Origin of the sequence: Pseudokineococcus sp. 5B2Z-1, assembly GCF_037482305.1 — a bacterium.
Taxonomy (GTDB): domain Bacteria; phylum Actinomycetota; class Actinomycetes; order Actinomycetales; family Quadrisphaeraceae; genus Pseudokineococcus.
In genome coordinates this window covers 1-13,546 of record NZ_JBBHZG010000002.1, presented here as the reverse complement: position 1 = coordinate 13,546, position 13,546 = coordinate 1, and the positions used below count along the sequence as shown (strand labels likewise).

At 76.9% G+C, this 13,546-nt stretch carries 11 protein-coding genes and 1 rRNA gene; 4 read left to right on the top strand and 8 right to left on the bottom strand.

Annotated features, from left to right (window positions below; genetic code table 11):
• Positions 1–57 precede the first annotated feature (57 nt).
• Entirely contained in the window at positions 58–2,889 is a 2,832-nt protein-coding gene (locus tag WDV85_RS04325; protein ID WP_339569453.1) for an alpha-amylase family glycosyl hydrolase, read from the bottom strand.
• Positions 2,890–3,148: 259 nt separating this feature from the next.
• Here WDV85_RS04325 and WDV85_RS04320 point away from each other — a divergent pair, with 259 nt between their 5' ends.
• Entirely contained in the window at positions 3,149–6,376 is a 3,228-nt protein-coding gene (locus tag WDV85_RS04320) for an Ig-like domain repeat protein (RefSeq protein WP_339569452.1), read from the top strand.
• Positions 6,377–6,473: 97 nt separating this feature from the next.
• Here the strand turns inward: WDV85_RS04320 and WDV85_RS04315 are convergent, their stop codons facing one another.
• The 6 genes from WDV85_RS04315 to WDV85_RS04290 all read right to left on the bottom strand — a co-directional run bounded on the left by WDV85_RS04315 (position 6,474) and on the right by WDV85_RS04290 (position 10,621).
• Positions 6,474–7,391, bottom strand: a complete 918-nt coding sequence (locus tag WDV85_RS04315) for an NAD-dependent epimerase/dehydratase family protein (RefSeq protein ID WP_339569451.1) — start codon at positions 7,389–7,391, stop codon at positions 6,474–6,476.
• Positions 7,392–7,574: 183 nt separating this feature from the next.
• Positions 7,575–8,069 carry an endonuclease domain-containing protein gene (locus tag WDV85_RS04310; protein ID WP_339569450.1) on the bottom strand — a complete coding sequence of 165 codons (495 nt, stop codon included), beginning with the start codon at positions 8,067–8,069 and terminating at the stop codon, positions 7,575–7,577.
• A gap of 57 nt (positions 8,070–8,126) precedes the next feature.
• Entirely contained in the window at positions 8,127–8,450 is a 324-nt protein-coding gene (locus tag WDV85_RS04305; RefSeq protein WP_339569449.1) for a hypothetical protein, read from the bottom strand.
• Between the two features lie 207 nt (positions 8,451–8,657).
• Complete coding sequence (locus WDV85_RS04300; RefSeq protein ID WP_339569448.1) at positions 8,658–8,960, bottom strand: AzlD domain-containing protein; 303 nt, start codon at positions 8,958–8,960, stop codon at positions 8,658–8,660.
• A complete protein-coding gene (locus tag WDV85_RS04295; protein WP_339569447.1) occupies positions 8,957–9,742 on the bottom strand; it encodes an AzlC family ABC transporter permease in 786 nt (261 codons plus the stop codon). Before WDV85_RS04295 ends, WDV85_RS04300 begins: the two co-directional genes overlap by 4 nt.
• A gap of 111 nt (positions 9,743–9,853) precedes the next feature.
• Positions 9,854–10,621: a hypothetical protein gene (locus tag WDV85_RS04290; RefSeq protein ID WP_339569446.1), complete on the bottom strand. Its 768-nt coding sequence runs from the start codon at positions 10,619–10,621 to the stop codon at positions 9,854–9,856.
• A gap of 224 nt (positions 10,622–10,845) precedes the next feature.
• Between WDV85_RS04290 and WDV85_RS04285 the strand changes: the two genes are divergently transcribed.
• Genes WDV85_RS04285 through WDV85_RS04275 form a run of 3 tightly spaced genes read left to right on the top strand, consistent with a single transcriptional unit; the run spans position 10,846 to position 13,341 of the window.
• Entirely contained in the window at positions 10,846–11,613 is a 768-nt protein-coding gene (locus tag WDV85_RS04285; protein ID WP_339569445.1) for a hypothetical protein, read from the top strand.
• 25 nt (positions 11,614–11,638) lie between these two features.
• Entirely contained in the window at positions 11,639–12,379 is a 741-nt protein-coding gene (locus tag WDV85_RS04280) for a response regulator transcription factor (protein ID WP_339569444.1), read from the top strand.
• Positions 12,376–13,341: a sensor histidine kinase gene (locus WDV85_RS04275; RefSeq protein ID WP_339569443.1), complete on the top strand. Its 966-nt coding sequence runs from the start codon at positions 12,376–12,378 to the stop codon at positions 13,339–13,341. Before WDV85_RS04280 ends, WDV85_RS04275 begins: the two co-directional genes overlap by 4 nt.
• A gap of 137 nt (positions 13,342–13,478) precedes the next feature.
• Here the strand turns inward: WDV85_RS04275 and rrf are convergent.
• Positions 13,479–13,546: ribosomal RNA gene (gene rrf / locus WDV85_RS17065) — 5S ribosomal RNA — on the bottom strand; the annotation flags it as partial.

Sequence of the window (13,546 nt, the reverse complement as noted above, 5' to 3'; positions counted from 1 at the left end):
GCCCGCACCCGGACCCGAGGTCCCGGTGCGGGCGGCGTCGTCAGGCCGTGCGGCGGGTCAGCCCTGCTCGACCTCCACCGCCACGCGGTGCGTCGCGTGGTCGTACACGAACGTCACCGGGCCGCCGGGGTGGTCGAGGGTGATGTTCGGCCCGTCGGGCACCCCGCCGGCGCCGTAGTTCTCCGTCCACGCCCGGTCGATGGCGACCTTGTAGGAGTACTGCCCCGGCGGGAGGTCGACCGTCAGCCGCCAGCGGCCGGTCTCCGCGTCGTAGGTCATCTGCGCGGCGTCGCAGTCGGGCTGCCAGTCGCCGGGGCAGCCCATCTCGCTGTTGAGGTCGCCCGGCACCGAGACGGCGCCCGGCTGCTCGACCGACTCCTCCACCGCGGTGACGAGGTGGGTCGCGGTGCTGTAGGTGAAGGTCACCGCGCCGCCGCTCGTCGTCAGCGGGATGTTGGCGCCGTTCGGCTCACCGCCCGCGCCGTAGTTCTCGTCCCACGACCGGTTGACGGCGATCTTGTACTCGTAGGAGCCCGCGGGCGGCGCCACCGTCAGCGACCAGGTGGCCGTGTCCTCGTCGTAGGTCATCTGCGCCTCGTCGCAGCCGGGCTGCCAGTCCTCGGAGCAGCCCATCTCGCTGTTGAGGCTGCCCGCGACCGCCACGGTCGTCGGCTCGCCGCCGACACCGGGGCCGGGCTCGGGGACGACGACGGCGGTCGCGCTGGCGCCCGCGACGTTGCCCGAGTGGTCGCGCACGACGGCGCGGTACTCCAGCGCCGTGCCCTCGGCCATGTCGGTGACGTCGTGGAAGACGCGGTACGGCGCGTTGTCGTCCGTCCCGAGCACCTGCCACTCGTCGCTCGAGCCGGCCGGGCGGACGCCGAAGGTCACCTGGTCGAAGCCGCCGCCGGGGACGTCGACCGACACCTCGGCGCGGCCGCTGACCTCCTCGCCCGTCGTGAAGACCGGCGTCGGCGCGGTGCGCGCCGGGCGCATCGGCTTGCTGGCCTTCCACACCACCGCCGACAGCGGCGGCACCGTGACGCGCGCCGTGCCGTCGTGGTCGGACCACACGGCCCCGGTGCCCGCCGGCCACACGGCCTTGTACCGGGTGCGGGTCGTGAAGGTGTCGAGGTCGACGGTGCGCGCCGTGTCGCTGTTGTTCGTCGCGACGAGGTACTCGACGTCGTCGTCGTCCGAGATGCGGCTGAAGGCGTAGACGCCCGCGCCGTCCTCGGCGTAGCGCTGCACGAGCGCGCCGTCGGCGAGGGTCGGGTTCTCCTCGCGCAGAGCCGACAGCTCGGCGATCGTCGTGTACAGCGGGTGGCTCGAGTCGAAGTTCTCCGTCGCCGTCGTGGCGTCGGTGCCGACGAGCACGTCGTCGTTGTAGGTGGCCACCTGCGAGGCGAACATGTCCTGGCGCGCGTCCTGGTCGCCGCCGTCGCCGGTGAAGCCCTGCTCGTCGCCGTAGTAGACGACCGGCTGGCCGCGGGTCAGGTACATGAGCGCGTGGGCGAGGCGGTCGCGCTCCAGCAGCTCGTCGCCCTCGGCGCCCGCGTCCTGCAGGAACATGCCGATGCGGCCCATGTCGTGGTTGCCGAGGAACGTCGGCAGCGAGTACGCGTTGCTGTCGGCGTCGGTGTACCAGTCGTCGGCGGCGAAGAGGTCCGCCATCTGCTGCGTGGCCCCGCCGCTGGCGAAGGACTGCGCCCGCGCCTGGAAGCCGAAGTCGATGACCGACTGCAGCTCCGCCTCCGTCGTGTAGTGCGAGAGGAACTCCGGGTCGGAGTTGTAGACCTCTCCGAAGGAGAAGAAGTCGGGGTTGCCGATCTCCGCGGCGTGCTCCTCGATGGTCGGCGCGAAGTCCTTCCAGAACTCGTCGCCGACGTGCTTGACGGTGTCGATGCGGAAGCCGTCGATGCCGAGGTCGACCCAGGTCTTGTAGATCTCCTCCATGCCGGCCACGACCTCGGGCCGCTCCGTGAAGAGGTCGTCGAGGCCCGAGAAGTCGCCGTACTGGTCGGACTCCCCGCCGTCGAACCGGGCGTTCCCGCGGTTGTGGTACATCGTCGGGTCGTTGAGCCAGGCCGGCGTCTTCGCCGTCGCGTCGCCCGGCATCGGGAAGACCGGGGTGTACGGGAAGGACGTCGCCGCGTCGAGCGCCGGGAACTCGCTCGTGCCCTCGTAGTCGCGGTCGTCGAAGACCTCGCCGCTCGCGTCGCGGTAGGGCTCGGCGTCCTTGGTGATGTACGTCTGCGAGCCCTCGGCGTACTGGATGACGTCCGCGGTGTGGTTGGTGATGATGTCGAAGAAGACCTTCATCCCCCGCTCGTGCGCCTCGTCGATGAGGCCCTCGAGCTCCTCGTTCGTGCCGAGGTGCGGGTCGATCTGCGTGAAGTCGGTGATCCAGTAGCCGTGGTACCCGGCGGAGACGGCGTCGCCCGCGCCCTGCACCGGGCGGTTGACGAAGGACGGCGTCAGCCAGATCGCCGTGGTGCCGAGGCCCTCGATGTAGTCGAGCCGCTGGCGGATCCCCTCGATGTCGCCCCCGTGGTAGAAGCCCTTGGCCGTGGGGTCGAGGCCGCTGACGAGGCGGTCGCCCCCGTAGCCGCCGTCGTCGTTGGTCGGGTCGCCGTTCTCGAAGCGGTCGGCCATGACGAAGTAGAAGCGCTCGCGGGTGAGGTCTTCGCGCAGCGAGCCGCGCGCGAGCGCGCGGTCCTGGGCCTGCTGGGCCTTCGTCGCCTCAGCGGCGGCCTTCTTCGCCTGGGCCTCCTGGGCGGGCGCGGGCCGGTCGGACGGTGGAGCAGCGGCGGCGGACGGTCCGAGCAGCAGCGCGGCGGCGACGGCCGCGGCTCCCGCCCCGGACGCGAGGGCAGAGGGATGACGCACGTGAGCCTCCTCGACGGTGAGTGACTGGCCGGAGCGTAGGCGGGCGGGCGCCCGGAGCACAGCGGCCTCTCGCGGCCGACCGACCCGCCGCCGTGACCGCACCCGGGGAGACTCGGCGGACGGGTCGCCGAGCCCCCACCACCCGTGCGCCGCAGCAGCCGGGTGGCGGCCTCCCGCGCACGGGTGACGCCGCTGCTCCGCCGGCGGCCCCGCACCGACCTCCCTCGGGACGACATCCGATCCGAGGACAGGGGTGCAGGTGAGCCAGAGCAGGACGAGGCGCGCGGCGCGGGTGGGCGCGAGCGCGCTGCTCGCCGTCGCGCTGCTGCCGCCGATGACGGCGGGCGCGACGACGGGCGGCGACGCCGCCACGAGCGCGGACGGGCCCGCGCAGGCGGTGCTCGAGGGCGAGGTGGTGCGGCTCGAGGCCGCGCCCCACGCGCACCCGGACGGTGCCGGACATGACGACGCCGGCCATGACGAGACGACGCACGACCACGAGGCGGCCCCGGCGGACGGGCACGAGCACGTCCACGCCGACGGTTCGGTGCACCACCACGACGCGGAGCCGGCGCCGGCGCAGGCCGTGCGGGCGGACGCCTCGCCGTCGGACGGCGCCTTCGACGTCGCGGCGCCCGCCGGCCTGCGGCTCGAGGACGGCACGCTCGTCGGCGTCGCCGGCCTCGAGAGCTCGCGCGCGCGGACGGGCGACGAGGTGCGCCTCGTCGTCGAGGTGCCCGCCGCGCTGGAGGACGCCGTCGCCGACGCCGCGGGCGAGCGCCGCCTCGACGCGGCCCGTGAGCGCCCGGCGGCCGACGGCTCCGCCGTCGCCGAGGCCGTCGTCACGGCCGCGGCCGAGGAGGGCGAGGTCCTCGCGACGACGGCCGGGACGGTCGAGGTCACCACCTCGGCGCCGCCCCCCACCGCCGCCGCCGCGGCGCCGGCGCGACCGGTGACGGTCGTGGTCGCCGACATGGGCGCCGGCACGGAGACGGCGCCGACCGACGCCGACCTCGCGACGATGGTGCAGCGCGCCTCGGACTACTGGTCCGAGCAGAGCGCGGGCCGCGTCACCTTCACCCTGGCGAAGGCGCCCACGTACTACGCGACCACCCGGTCCTGCAGCGACCTCTGGGGCCTGTGGAGCGAGGCGGGCCAGCGGGCCGGGTACGTGGACGGAGCGCGCACGCACCTCGTCCTCGTGCTCGTCGGCGAGGACGGCAAGGGCTGCGGCTACGGCGTCGGCACCGTGGGGCGCGGCGTCGACGACGGCGGCCTGTCGGCCCTGGCCAACGCCTCCGACCTCTCGCTCGTCACCCACGAGCTGGGCCACAACCTCTCGCTCGAGCACGCCAACGCCGTCGAGTGCACCTCCGCCCCGCGCCAGGACTTCGCCGGTGACGCCGCGCAGGCGCCGTGCGGCGTCCGCGAGTACGGCGACGCCATCGACGTCATGGCGAGCTCGGACGGCTACCCCGGCTCCCTCGCGGCGATGTCCCGCGCGACGCTCGGCTTCCTCGACGCGGGCGAGCGCAGCACCGTGAGCGCCGTCGGGACCTCGCTCGTCGAGCTGGCGCCCGTCTCCGGCGCCGCGCGCACGGGCGTCAAGGACCTCACCGTCACCGACCCCCGCACCGGCGTCGCCTACCGCCTGGAGAACCGGCAGGCGACCGGCCGCGACCAGGCGCGCCTCGCCCGGTGGAAGGCCGTGACCGGCCTGCGCGTGCTGCGCGCGCAGAAGGGGAGCCGCGCCAGCCTGGCCCTCGACGCGACGCCCACCGTGCGCTCCACGAGCAGCGTCGACGTCGACCGCGCCCTCCCGGCCGGCCAGACGTGGCGCAGCGCCTCCGGCGGCGTCGAGGTGACCACGGCGGCGGCGTCGGGCGGGCGCGTGGTCGCCCGCGTGAGCCTCGCCCGCACCGGCCAGGCCCACGGCGCGCTGGCGACGACGACGACCGTCGAGGTCCCCGAGCTCGTCGCCGGGCGGACGGCGGTCCTGCGCGGCGCGGTCTCGGCGGGCGCCGGCACGGTCGTGCCGCAGGGCGTCGTGACCGTCGACGTCGCCGGTGCCCGCGCCTCGGCGACGCTCGCCACCGACGGCTCCTACGCCGTCGAGGTCGTGCCCGCCCGCAGCGGCGCGCAGACGGCGGTCGTCGACTACGCGCCGCAGGACACGAGCCGGTGGGCGGCGTCCTCGACGCGCCGCGACGTCGTCGTGGGTGCGGACCCGGCGACCCAGGAGCCCGGCAGCCCGGACCCCAGCAGCCCGGACCCCGGCACGGGCGACCCCGGCACCCAGGACCCTGGCACCGGCGGTCCCTCGACCGAGGACCCCGGCACGGACGGGCCCGGCAGCGACGGGCCCGTCACGCCGACCCTCGTCGTGGGCGTCGGGACGGCCTCCGGCGCACCGGTCGACGCCGCGACGCCCGCGGTGCTCGACGTCCGCCTCGACCCGGCGGGCGCCGGTGCCGACGGCGAGGTCGTCGTCACGGCCGGCTCCACGACGCTGGCCTCCGCCGCGGTCGTCGACGGCGCGGCCCAGGTGGCCCTGCCCGTGCTGCCCGGCGGGCGGCACGAGCTCGTCGTCGCCTACGACGGCGGCAGCGCCGGCAGCGCGACGAGCACCCCGGTCGTCCTCGAGGTCCACCGCGTCACGAGCGCGACGTCCGTCACGACGACGACGGCGCCGACCGCCACGCGCGGCGCGGTGCTCGAGGCGCGGGTGGCGAGCGCCGTCGCCCCGACCGGCGCGGTGGAGGCCCGCCTCGGCAGCCGCCTCCTCGCCCGCGGCGCGGTGTCCGGCGGCGTCGCCCGCGTCGCGCTGCCGGTGCTCCCGGCCGGCACGCACACCGTGGCCGTCACCTACCGCGGTGACCGCTCCAGCGCGCCGTCGACGACGAGCACGCGCCTCGTCGTCGTCAAGGACGCGGCGACGCTCGAGGTGCTGCCGCCGAAGGCGCCCACGACGGGCGGCGGCCAGCCGGTCGTCGTCCGGGTCCGCGCCGGGGGCGTCGCGGCGACGGGGCAGGTGCGTCTCGTCGTCGACGGCCGCACCGCCTCGCGGGCGCCGCTCGTCCGCGGGGAGGCGCGCCTGCCCCTGGCGAAGCTGCCGGCGGGCCGGCGCACGGTGACCGTCGCCTACGACGGCAGCGCCACGGCTCTCGCGGCGTCCGCGCCGCTCGTCCTCGACGTCGTCCGGGCCGGCGGCTCGACGAAGGCGTCGCCGGGGACGACGACGCCCGGGCGCGGCAGGACGACGACGGTCGCCGTCGCCGTCACCTCGCCGGCGGGGACGGCGACCGGTGACGTCGTGCTGCGCGACGCCCGCGGGCGCGCCCTCGCGAAGGGTGCGCTGCGCGACGGCCGGGTCACGCTGACCCAGCCGGCGCTGCCCCGCGGGACGCACCGGCTCACGGTGCACGCCGCCGGCGACGCGCTGACGGCGCCCAGCCGCTCGGCGACGTGGACGGTGACCGTGCGCTGACGCCCTCCCGACGGACGACGACGGCCCCGCTCTCCTCGGAGGGCGGGGCCGTCGTCGTGCGGGGCCGTCGTCGTGCAGGGGCTGGCGCCGCCTCGGGTCAGCCGCTGAGGCCGCGCCGCAGCTCGGAAAGCGCCTCGGAGAGGCTGACGCGCGGGGCCCAGCCCCACGCCCGGGCGCGGTCGGTGACGAGCTGGCCGGTCCACTCGGGCTCGTCGGTCCACTCCGGCTCGACGCCGACGGCCTCGCCGACCGTGCCGAGGTAGTCGCGCCAGGTGGCGGGCTCGCCGGCCACGAGGACGGGCGTCGTCGCGCCCTCGACGGGGCCGCGGTCGGGGTCGTCGGACGTCGCGACCGCGCCCGTGGCGACGTCGACGACGAGGTCGGCGAGGTCGTGCACGTGGACCCACGACCACGTCTTCGCCGGGTTGGCCGAGCGGCCGCCGCCGTCGCGGACGTCGGCCGGCCGCAGCGTGTTCCACACCGACGACTCGCCCGCGCCCATGATCGCCGGGGGGCGCACGAGGACGGTCGTCATCCCGCCGACCTCCGCGAGCGCGCGGTCGGTGGCGTTCTTCGTGTCCGGGTAGTCGCCGCTGCCCTCAGGCAGCAGGGGGCCGTCCTCCGCGACGTCGCCGACCCCGGCCGACCGGTCGTAGACCCCGGCCGTCGAGAGGTGGACGAAGCGCGCCACCTCGGCGTCCCGCGCGGCGCGGGCGATCACGGGCGTGCCCTCGACGGCGACCTCGTGCTGCACCTCCCGCGGCGAGCCCATGGGGTGGACGGTGGTGACGACGGCGTCGGCGCCGCGGACGACGTCGCGGGCGAAGGACTCGTCGGCGAAGTCGCCCACGTGCTCCTCGACGCCCTCGAGCACCGGCGCGGCGCCCTCCCGGCGGACGACGGCGCGCACGAGCGCCGACCGCTCGCGCAGCGCGCGGCACACCGCCTCCCCCACGAGCCCGTTGGCGCCGGTCACCACGACGACGGGGGCCTGCGCCCCGGTGCTCTCAGCCATGCCCGCCACCCTGCCAGCGCGGTGCCGACGGGGCGCGGCGTGCTCCGGCCGCCCACCGCGTCGGCGTCGAGTCCGACGTCGTACGCCGAGTCCGACGTCCCGCAGGTCAGGGACGGCGGATCACCGGCACGGCGTCGGACTCGAGGCACGACGTCGGACTCGGCGGCCCGGGACGGCGCAGGCTCAGCCGGCGCTGAGCAGCCCGGCCAGCTGCCGCAGCAGCTCCTCCGGCCGGGCGAGGACCCGCGCATCGACCTGCAGCACCGTCCACCCGAGGGCCCGCAGCCGGTTGTGGCGGGCGAGGTCCCGGCTGTGCTGGCGAGCCTCGCGGTGGTGCCCGCCGTCGTACTCGACCGCCACGCGGGCGGCGGGCCATGCGAGGTCCAGGCGGGCGACGAAGCGTCCGGCGTCGTCGTGCACCTCGTGCTGCGGCACGGGAGCCGGCAGGCCGGCGTCCTCGAGCACGAGCCGCAAAGCCGTCTCCTGCGGCGACTCGGCCGCGGGCACCAGCCGCTGCGCGCGGCGGCGGGCCAGCGCCACACCGCGGTCGCCGCGCTGGCGGTCCAGCTGGGCGAGCACCTCGTCGACGCCGACCCCGCACCGGTGCGCCAGGGTCTCCGCCGCGCAGAGCGCCCGCGGCATGGGCAGCGTCCGCAGCAGGTCGACGACGGTGCGCACGGACGAGGTGGCCGAGCCCCACCGGGTCTCGACGACGTCGCCCGCCGGGAGGGCGCACTACTGGACGACGACGAGCGGCGGCCGCGAGCGCGGCGCCGGCCGTGCCGCCAGCACGAGGACCGGCTCGTCGTCACGGACCTCCGGGACGCCGTGCGCCCACGCCGCCGACAGCCCGCCGAGCACGCCCCGCCCCTGCAGGGCCCGCAGCGCGCCGAGGACCCGGGTCCCGTGGTCGTCCGGCGCCCCCGCCGTCACGTGGACGCCGCGCACGACCTGCCGGAAGCCGGGCCCGGCAAGCTGCGCCGTCGTCACGTGCTCCAGCAGCTCCTGCCTCCGCAGCGGCACGCCGACGAGGCGCTGCGGGACGGCGGGGCGGCTCACGGGAGCACTGTGCGGCAGTCCGGCGCTGCCTCGCCGGGCCCCTGTGGACGACGGCCGCCGCCTCCGGGCGCCCTGAGTCCGACGTCCCGCGTCGAGTCCGACGTTGCGAGGGTCGAGGGGGCTCCAGGGGCGTGCGACGTCGGACTCGGCGTACGACGTCGGACTCGGCGCGCGGGGACGGGCCCGGTGCTCCTCAGGCCGCGGTGTTCACACCAGCAGCCGCACCAGCGCCGCCGTCCCGGCCGCGACGGCGACGACGAGCAGGAACGGCGCGCGCAGCAGCGCGGCGACGAGGCCGGCGCCCACGCCGGCGACGCGCGGGTCGAGCACGAGCGCACGACCGTCGCCGAAGATCTGCGTCGCGACGAGCGCCGCCAGCAGCACGACCGGCAGGGCTCCCGTCACGCGCTGCACCCGCGGGGAGGCCAGCACGCTCTCGGGCAGCAGGCCCCCGGCGAGCTTGCACAGGTAGCAGCCGAGGGCGCCGAGGAGGACGGCGAGCCAGGTCATCGCGCGCTCCCCTCGGGGAGCGGCGGACGACGTCGGCCCGGTAGGCACAGGCCGACGACGAGGGCGACGGCCCCGACGCCGAGCACGGGCAGGCCGCCGGGGAGCAGCGGGGTGAGGACGAGCGCCAGCGCCCCGGCGCCGAGGGCGAGCCCGACGTCGCCGCGGCCGCGCAGCAGCGGCAGCAGGAGGGCGACGAAGGCCGCCGGTGCCGCGGCGTCGAGCCCGAGCGCCGTGGGGTCGCCGAGCGCGTCCGCGCCGAGCGCCCCGGTGAGCGTGGCGGCGTTCCAGAACGTGAAGACGGCGACGCCCGTCGCCCAGAACGCCCAGCGGGCCGTGCCCGGCTCACGGCGGCCGAGCGCCATCGCGGCCGACTCGTCGATCGTCAGGTGCGCCGCGACGAGCCGCAGCGGTCCGCGGACGCGGAGCAGCGACGCGAGCCGGAGCCCGTAGAGACCGTTGCGGGTGCCGAGGAGCGTCGCCGTCGCCGCGGCCCCCAGCGCCGAGCCGCCGGCCCCGAGCACGCCGACGAGCGCGAACTGGCTGGCGCCCGTGAACATCAGCGCCGACAGCGCCACGGCCTGCCCGGCGGACAGGCCCGCCGCCACGGCGAGGGCGCCGAAGGAGACGCCGTAGGCGCCCGTCGCGAGGCCGACGCCCAGGGCGTCGCGGACGACGCCGCGGGGCGGGCCGCTCGCCCCGCCGACGGCCGTGCCCGCGGTCCGGGGGACGCCGTCCCCCGGGTCGTCGTCGCCGACCGGTCCGCGCGCGTGCTCGTCGGTCACCCGCGCACCGTAGGGCGGCGCGGCGGTCCTCCGATGAGGGCTCCGCGCCGGCCCGCGCCGTCCGTGGTCCTGCCGGTCGGCGCAGGACCACGGACGACGGCGCGGTCGGCGTCAGCGCGCCGGGATGGACAGCGTCAGCGCGTAGCCGGTCGGGCCCGCGTCGCTCTGCACGTCGAGGGAGTACGTGCCCGAGGCGGGCAGCCGGACCGTGGCGCTCGACTGGTCCTGCGTCATCCCCGTGTGCAGCGGGGACCCGTCGGGCGCGACGAGCGACCACGTGGCCTTCCCGGTGTCGCTGGAGAAGCGCACGGTCGCCTCCTGGCCGGCGCGGGCCCCGAAGGAGTAGGCGTCGAGCTCGCCCTGCGAGGGGGAGACGGCGCCCCGGACGGTGCGCGAGGTGCCGCCGGGGGCGAAGCGGATCGGCTGGGGGATCGTCAGGTCGAGCTCGTAGCTGCCGGCCGTGGCGCTGTGGACGTCGAGGACGTAGTCGCCCGTCCGCGGGAGCGCGACGGTCGCGTCCTCCTGCTGCTCGGTGGCTCCCGTGTGCAGGGGGCTGCCGTCGGGGCCGACGAGCGTCCAGTAGCTGTCCGCCGGGCCCTCGAAGTGGACGACGGCCGCCTGGCCGGCGCGGGCGCCGAAGACGTGCGCGTCCTCGCCGCCGGCGGCGACCTGGCCCGTCACGGGGGCGCTCGTCGCGCCGGCGGAGAAGGCGACGCGCGACGGCCCGCTCGCGGCCTGGGCCGCGGCGGTGGTGCCGCCGAGGGCGGCGAGGGCGACGGCGACCGCGGCGACGGTGCGACGACCGGCGCGGTGACGGACGGGGCTGGTGGCCTTCCGCGTCACGGGCTCCTGGGTGGTGGGCTCCTGGGTGGTGCGCATGGGGGTGACCTCCGGTCGAGCGCCTCCCCGGCGGGGAGGGAGCCGCTGTCTGCGACCCGCTCTCGACGCTAGGCAGCGCGTGCGGCGGGGCCGTGGCGCCCGCGTCCCCGTCCGGGCACGTGGTGTCACCACTTCGACACACGCGCAGGACGTCTCGGGACGGAGGGCGCGGAGCGGGCGCAGCACGGAGGCAGGGCGTCGGGGGCGGTCCTATCGTCCGGAGCATGCGCCGCACCCGTTCCCGCGCCCTGCCGGTCCTCGCCGTGACGGCGGCCCTCGCGCTCGCCGGCTGCTCGTTCCAGGGGGGCGTCGACGAGGACGCCTCGGGGCCGACGACGACGAGCGCGACGACGGCGCCCGCCGCCCCCTCGCCCAGCGCGACGCCCAGCACGGCCCCCACGGACGACGCCACCGCGCCGTCCGCGACGAGCAGCCCCGACGCGCCCGCCGCGGGGGACTCCGGCTCGAGCGGGTCCGGCTCGTCTGACGGCGCCGGCTCGGGCGGGTCCGGCTCGGACTCCGCCGAGTCCGGCGGGGCGTCTGACGGGGCGTCCGGAGGAGCCGCGCCCGCCCCGACGGCCACGAGCGGCGGTGGAGACGCGGGCGCGGGCGGCGGCTCGACGAGCGGTGACGGCTCGGCGAGCGACGGCTCCGGCGGGGCGACCGGCGGCGGCTCCAGCAGCGACGGACTGCAGGAGATCCGCTTCCCGGCAGGCCAGACGTCGACGACCGTCCGCGGGCAGGCGCCGGCGAGCCAGGGACCGCAGTACGTGTTCGCCGCCTCGGCGGGCCAGGAGGCGTCCCTCAGCATCAGCTCGGACGGCGACGCGGTGGGCTTCGACCTCGTCGCCCCCGACGGCACCCCGCTGAAGACGACGATGAGCAGCGCCACGAGCGGCTCGTGGACGCTGCCGGCGGACGGCGACTACGTCGTCGGCCTCGCGTCCCCCGACGCCGGCGTCCCCTACGCGCTGACGCTGACGATCCGGTGAGGGACGACCCGGTGAGGCGGGGGCGATGACGACGGTGCTGCTCGCGGACGACGAGGACGCGATCACCGACAACCTCGCGCCGTTCCTGCGGCGCAGCGGGCTCGAGGTCGTCGTCGCCCGGGACGGCGAGGAGGCGCTGCGGCGCGTGGCGACGTCGTCGCCCGACCTCCTCGTGCTCGACGTGCTCATGCCCGGGCTGGACGGGCGCGAGGTCCTCCGGCGGGTGCGGCGCGAGCACGCCGACCTGCCGATCATCCTGCTGACGCAGGTGGGCGAGTCCGCGGAGCGGGCGATGGCGCTCGAGGAGGGCGCCGACGACTACCTCAACAAGCCCTTCGACCCCCACGAGCTCGTGGCGCGCATCAGGGCGGTCTTGCGCCGCGGCGGCTCCGGCGGCGGGGCCCCGCTCGCCGCGGCGCATCGCCTGCGCAGCGGCGACGTCGTCCTCGACCGGGTGTCCGGGCGGGTGACGCGCGGCGGCGCCGAGGTCGTCCTCACCCCGCGCGCGACGTCCCTGCTCTCCTACCTCATGACCCACCCCGACGAGCTGATGACGCGGGAGCGGCTCCTCGAGGCCGTCTGGGGGTGGACCTACCAGACGAGCACGCGCACGGTCGACACCCGCGTGGCCGAGCTCCGGCGGGTGCTCGAGGGCCCGCCCCCGGGCGCCGCGTCCGCGGGGAGCCGCGACGGGGACGGCGCCTCCCTCATCACGACGGTGCCCGGCATCGGCTACCGCTTCAGCGCCCGCGTGACGACGGCGTGACGCGACGCCGCACCGGGGCGCTCCTGGCCCTCGCGCTGGCGCCCCTCGCCCTCGGCGCCGTCGTCCGCCTGCTGGCCGCCGTGGGGGCGCTGCCCGACGAGCGCCTGGACGTCAGCGCCCTGGCGGGGGACTGGGTCCTCGCCCTGGGGGCCCTGGTGTCGGCGCTGGCCGTCCTCGCCGTCCTGCTCGGACGCGGCGCCGCGGCCCGTGCGCACCGGGACGCCGACGCCCGCGTCACCGCAGCGGAGGAGGCAGCCGCGGAGGGGCGACGCCTCCTGCTGTCCCGACTGGACCACGAGCTGAAGAACCCGTTGATGGCGATGCGCGCCGCGGTGGCCAACGTGGCCGCGGACGACGCCGTGACCGCCGACTCGGGGACGGGCGCGGGGCTGCGGAGCATCGACCAGCAGGTCGTGCGCCTCAGCCGCCTCACCGCGGACCTGCGCAAGATCGCCGACGTCGAGCTCCGGGGTGTCGACCGACGCCCCGTCGACCTCGCAGCCGTCCTCCTCGACGCCGTCGAGTCGGTGCGCGACCAGGGCGGCACCGAAGGGCGCGACGTGCGCGTCAGCCTCCCCCGGGCGCCGTGGCCGCTGCCGGCCGTGGACGGCGACGAGGACCTCCTCGGGCTCGCCGTCGCGAACCTCGTCGACAACGCGGTGAAGTACACGCCGGCGGGAGGGACGATCGAGGTCCGCGCGCGCGACCAGGCGGGCCGCGTGCTCGTCGAGGTGGCCGACACGGGCCCCGGTATCGCCGCGGACGACCTGCCGCACGTCTGGGAGGAGCTGTTCCGCAGCCCCGCCGTGCGCGGCGTGCCGGGGAGCGGGCTCGGGCTGCCGCTGGTCCGCGCCGTCGCGGAGGCCCACGGCGGGACGGCGACCGCCGAGAGCCGCGTGGGTCGCGGCACCGTGGTGCGGCTCGACCTCCCGAGGAGCCGCGCCGAGACGACGGCGTCCTGAGCCGGCCGACTGTCGCGGCCCGAGCCGTCAGCCTTCCGACGTGCGGACAGCCTTCCGACGACGCCCACAGACTCATCTGGGTCCGGGCATGCGAAAGGGCCACCCCCCACAAGGGGGATGGCCCTTCCACAAATGAAGTCCGGCGGCGACCTACTCTCCCACGCAGTCCCCCACGCAGTACCATCGGCGCGAACGGGCTTAGCTT

Coding starts and splice junctions, on each gene's coding strand:
- WDV85_RS04290 (WP_339569446.1), bottom strand. CDS start 10,621: ATGCGCACCACCCAGGAGCCCACCACCCAGGAGCCCGTGACGCGGAAG.
- WDV85_RS04280 (WP_339569444.1), top strand. CDS start 11,639: ATGACGACGGTGCTGCTCGCGGACGACGAGGACGCGATCACCGACAAC.
- WDV85_RS04315 (WP_339569451.1), bottom strand. CDS start 7,391: ATGGCTGAGAGCACCGGGGCGCAGGCCCCCGTCGTCGTGGTGACCGGC.
- WDV85_RS04300 (WP_339569448.1), bottom strand. CDS start 8,960: ATGACCTGGCTCGCCGTCCTCCTCGGCGCCCTCGGCTGCTACCTGTGC.
- WDV85_RS04285 (WP_339569445.1), top strand. CDS start 10,846: ATGCGCCGCACCCGTTCCCGCGCCCTGCCGGTCCTCGCCGTGACGGCG.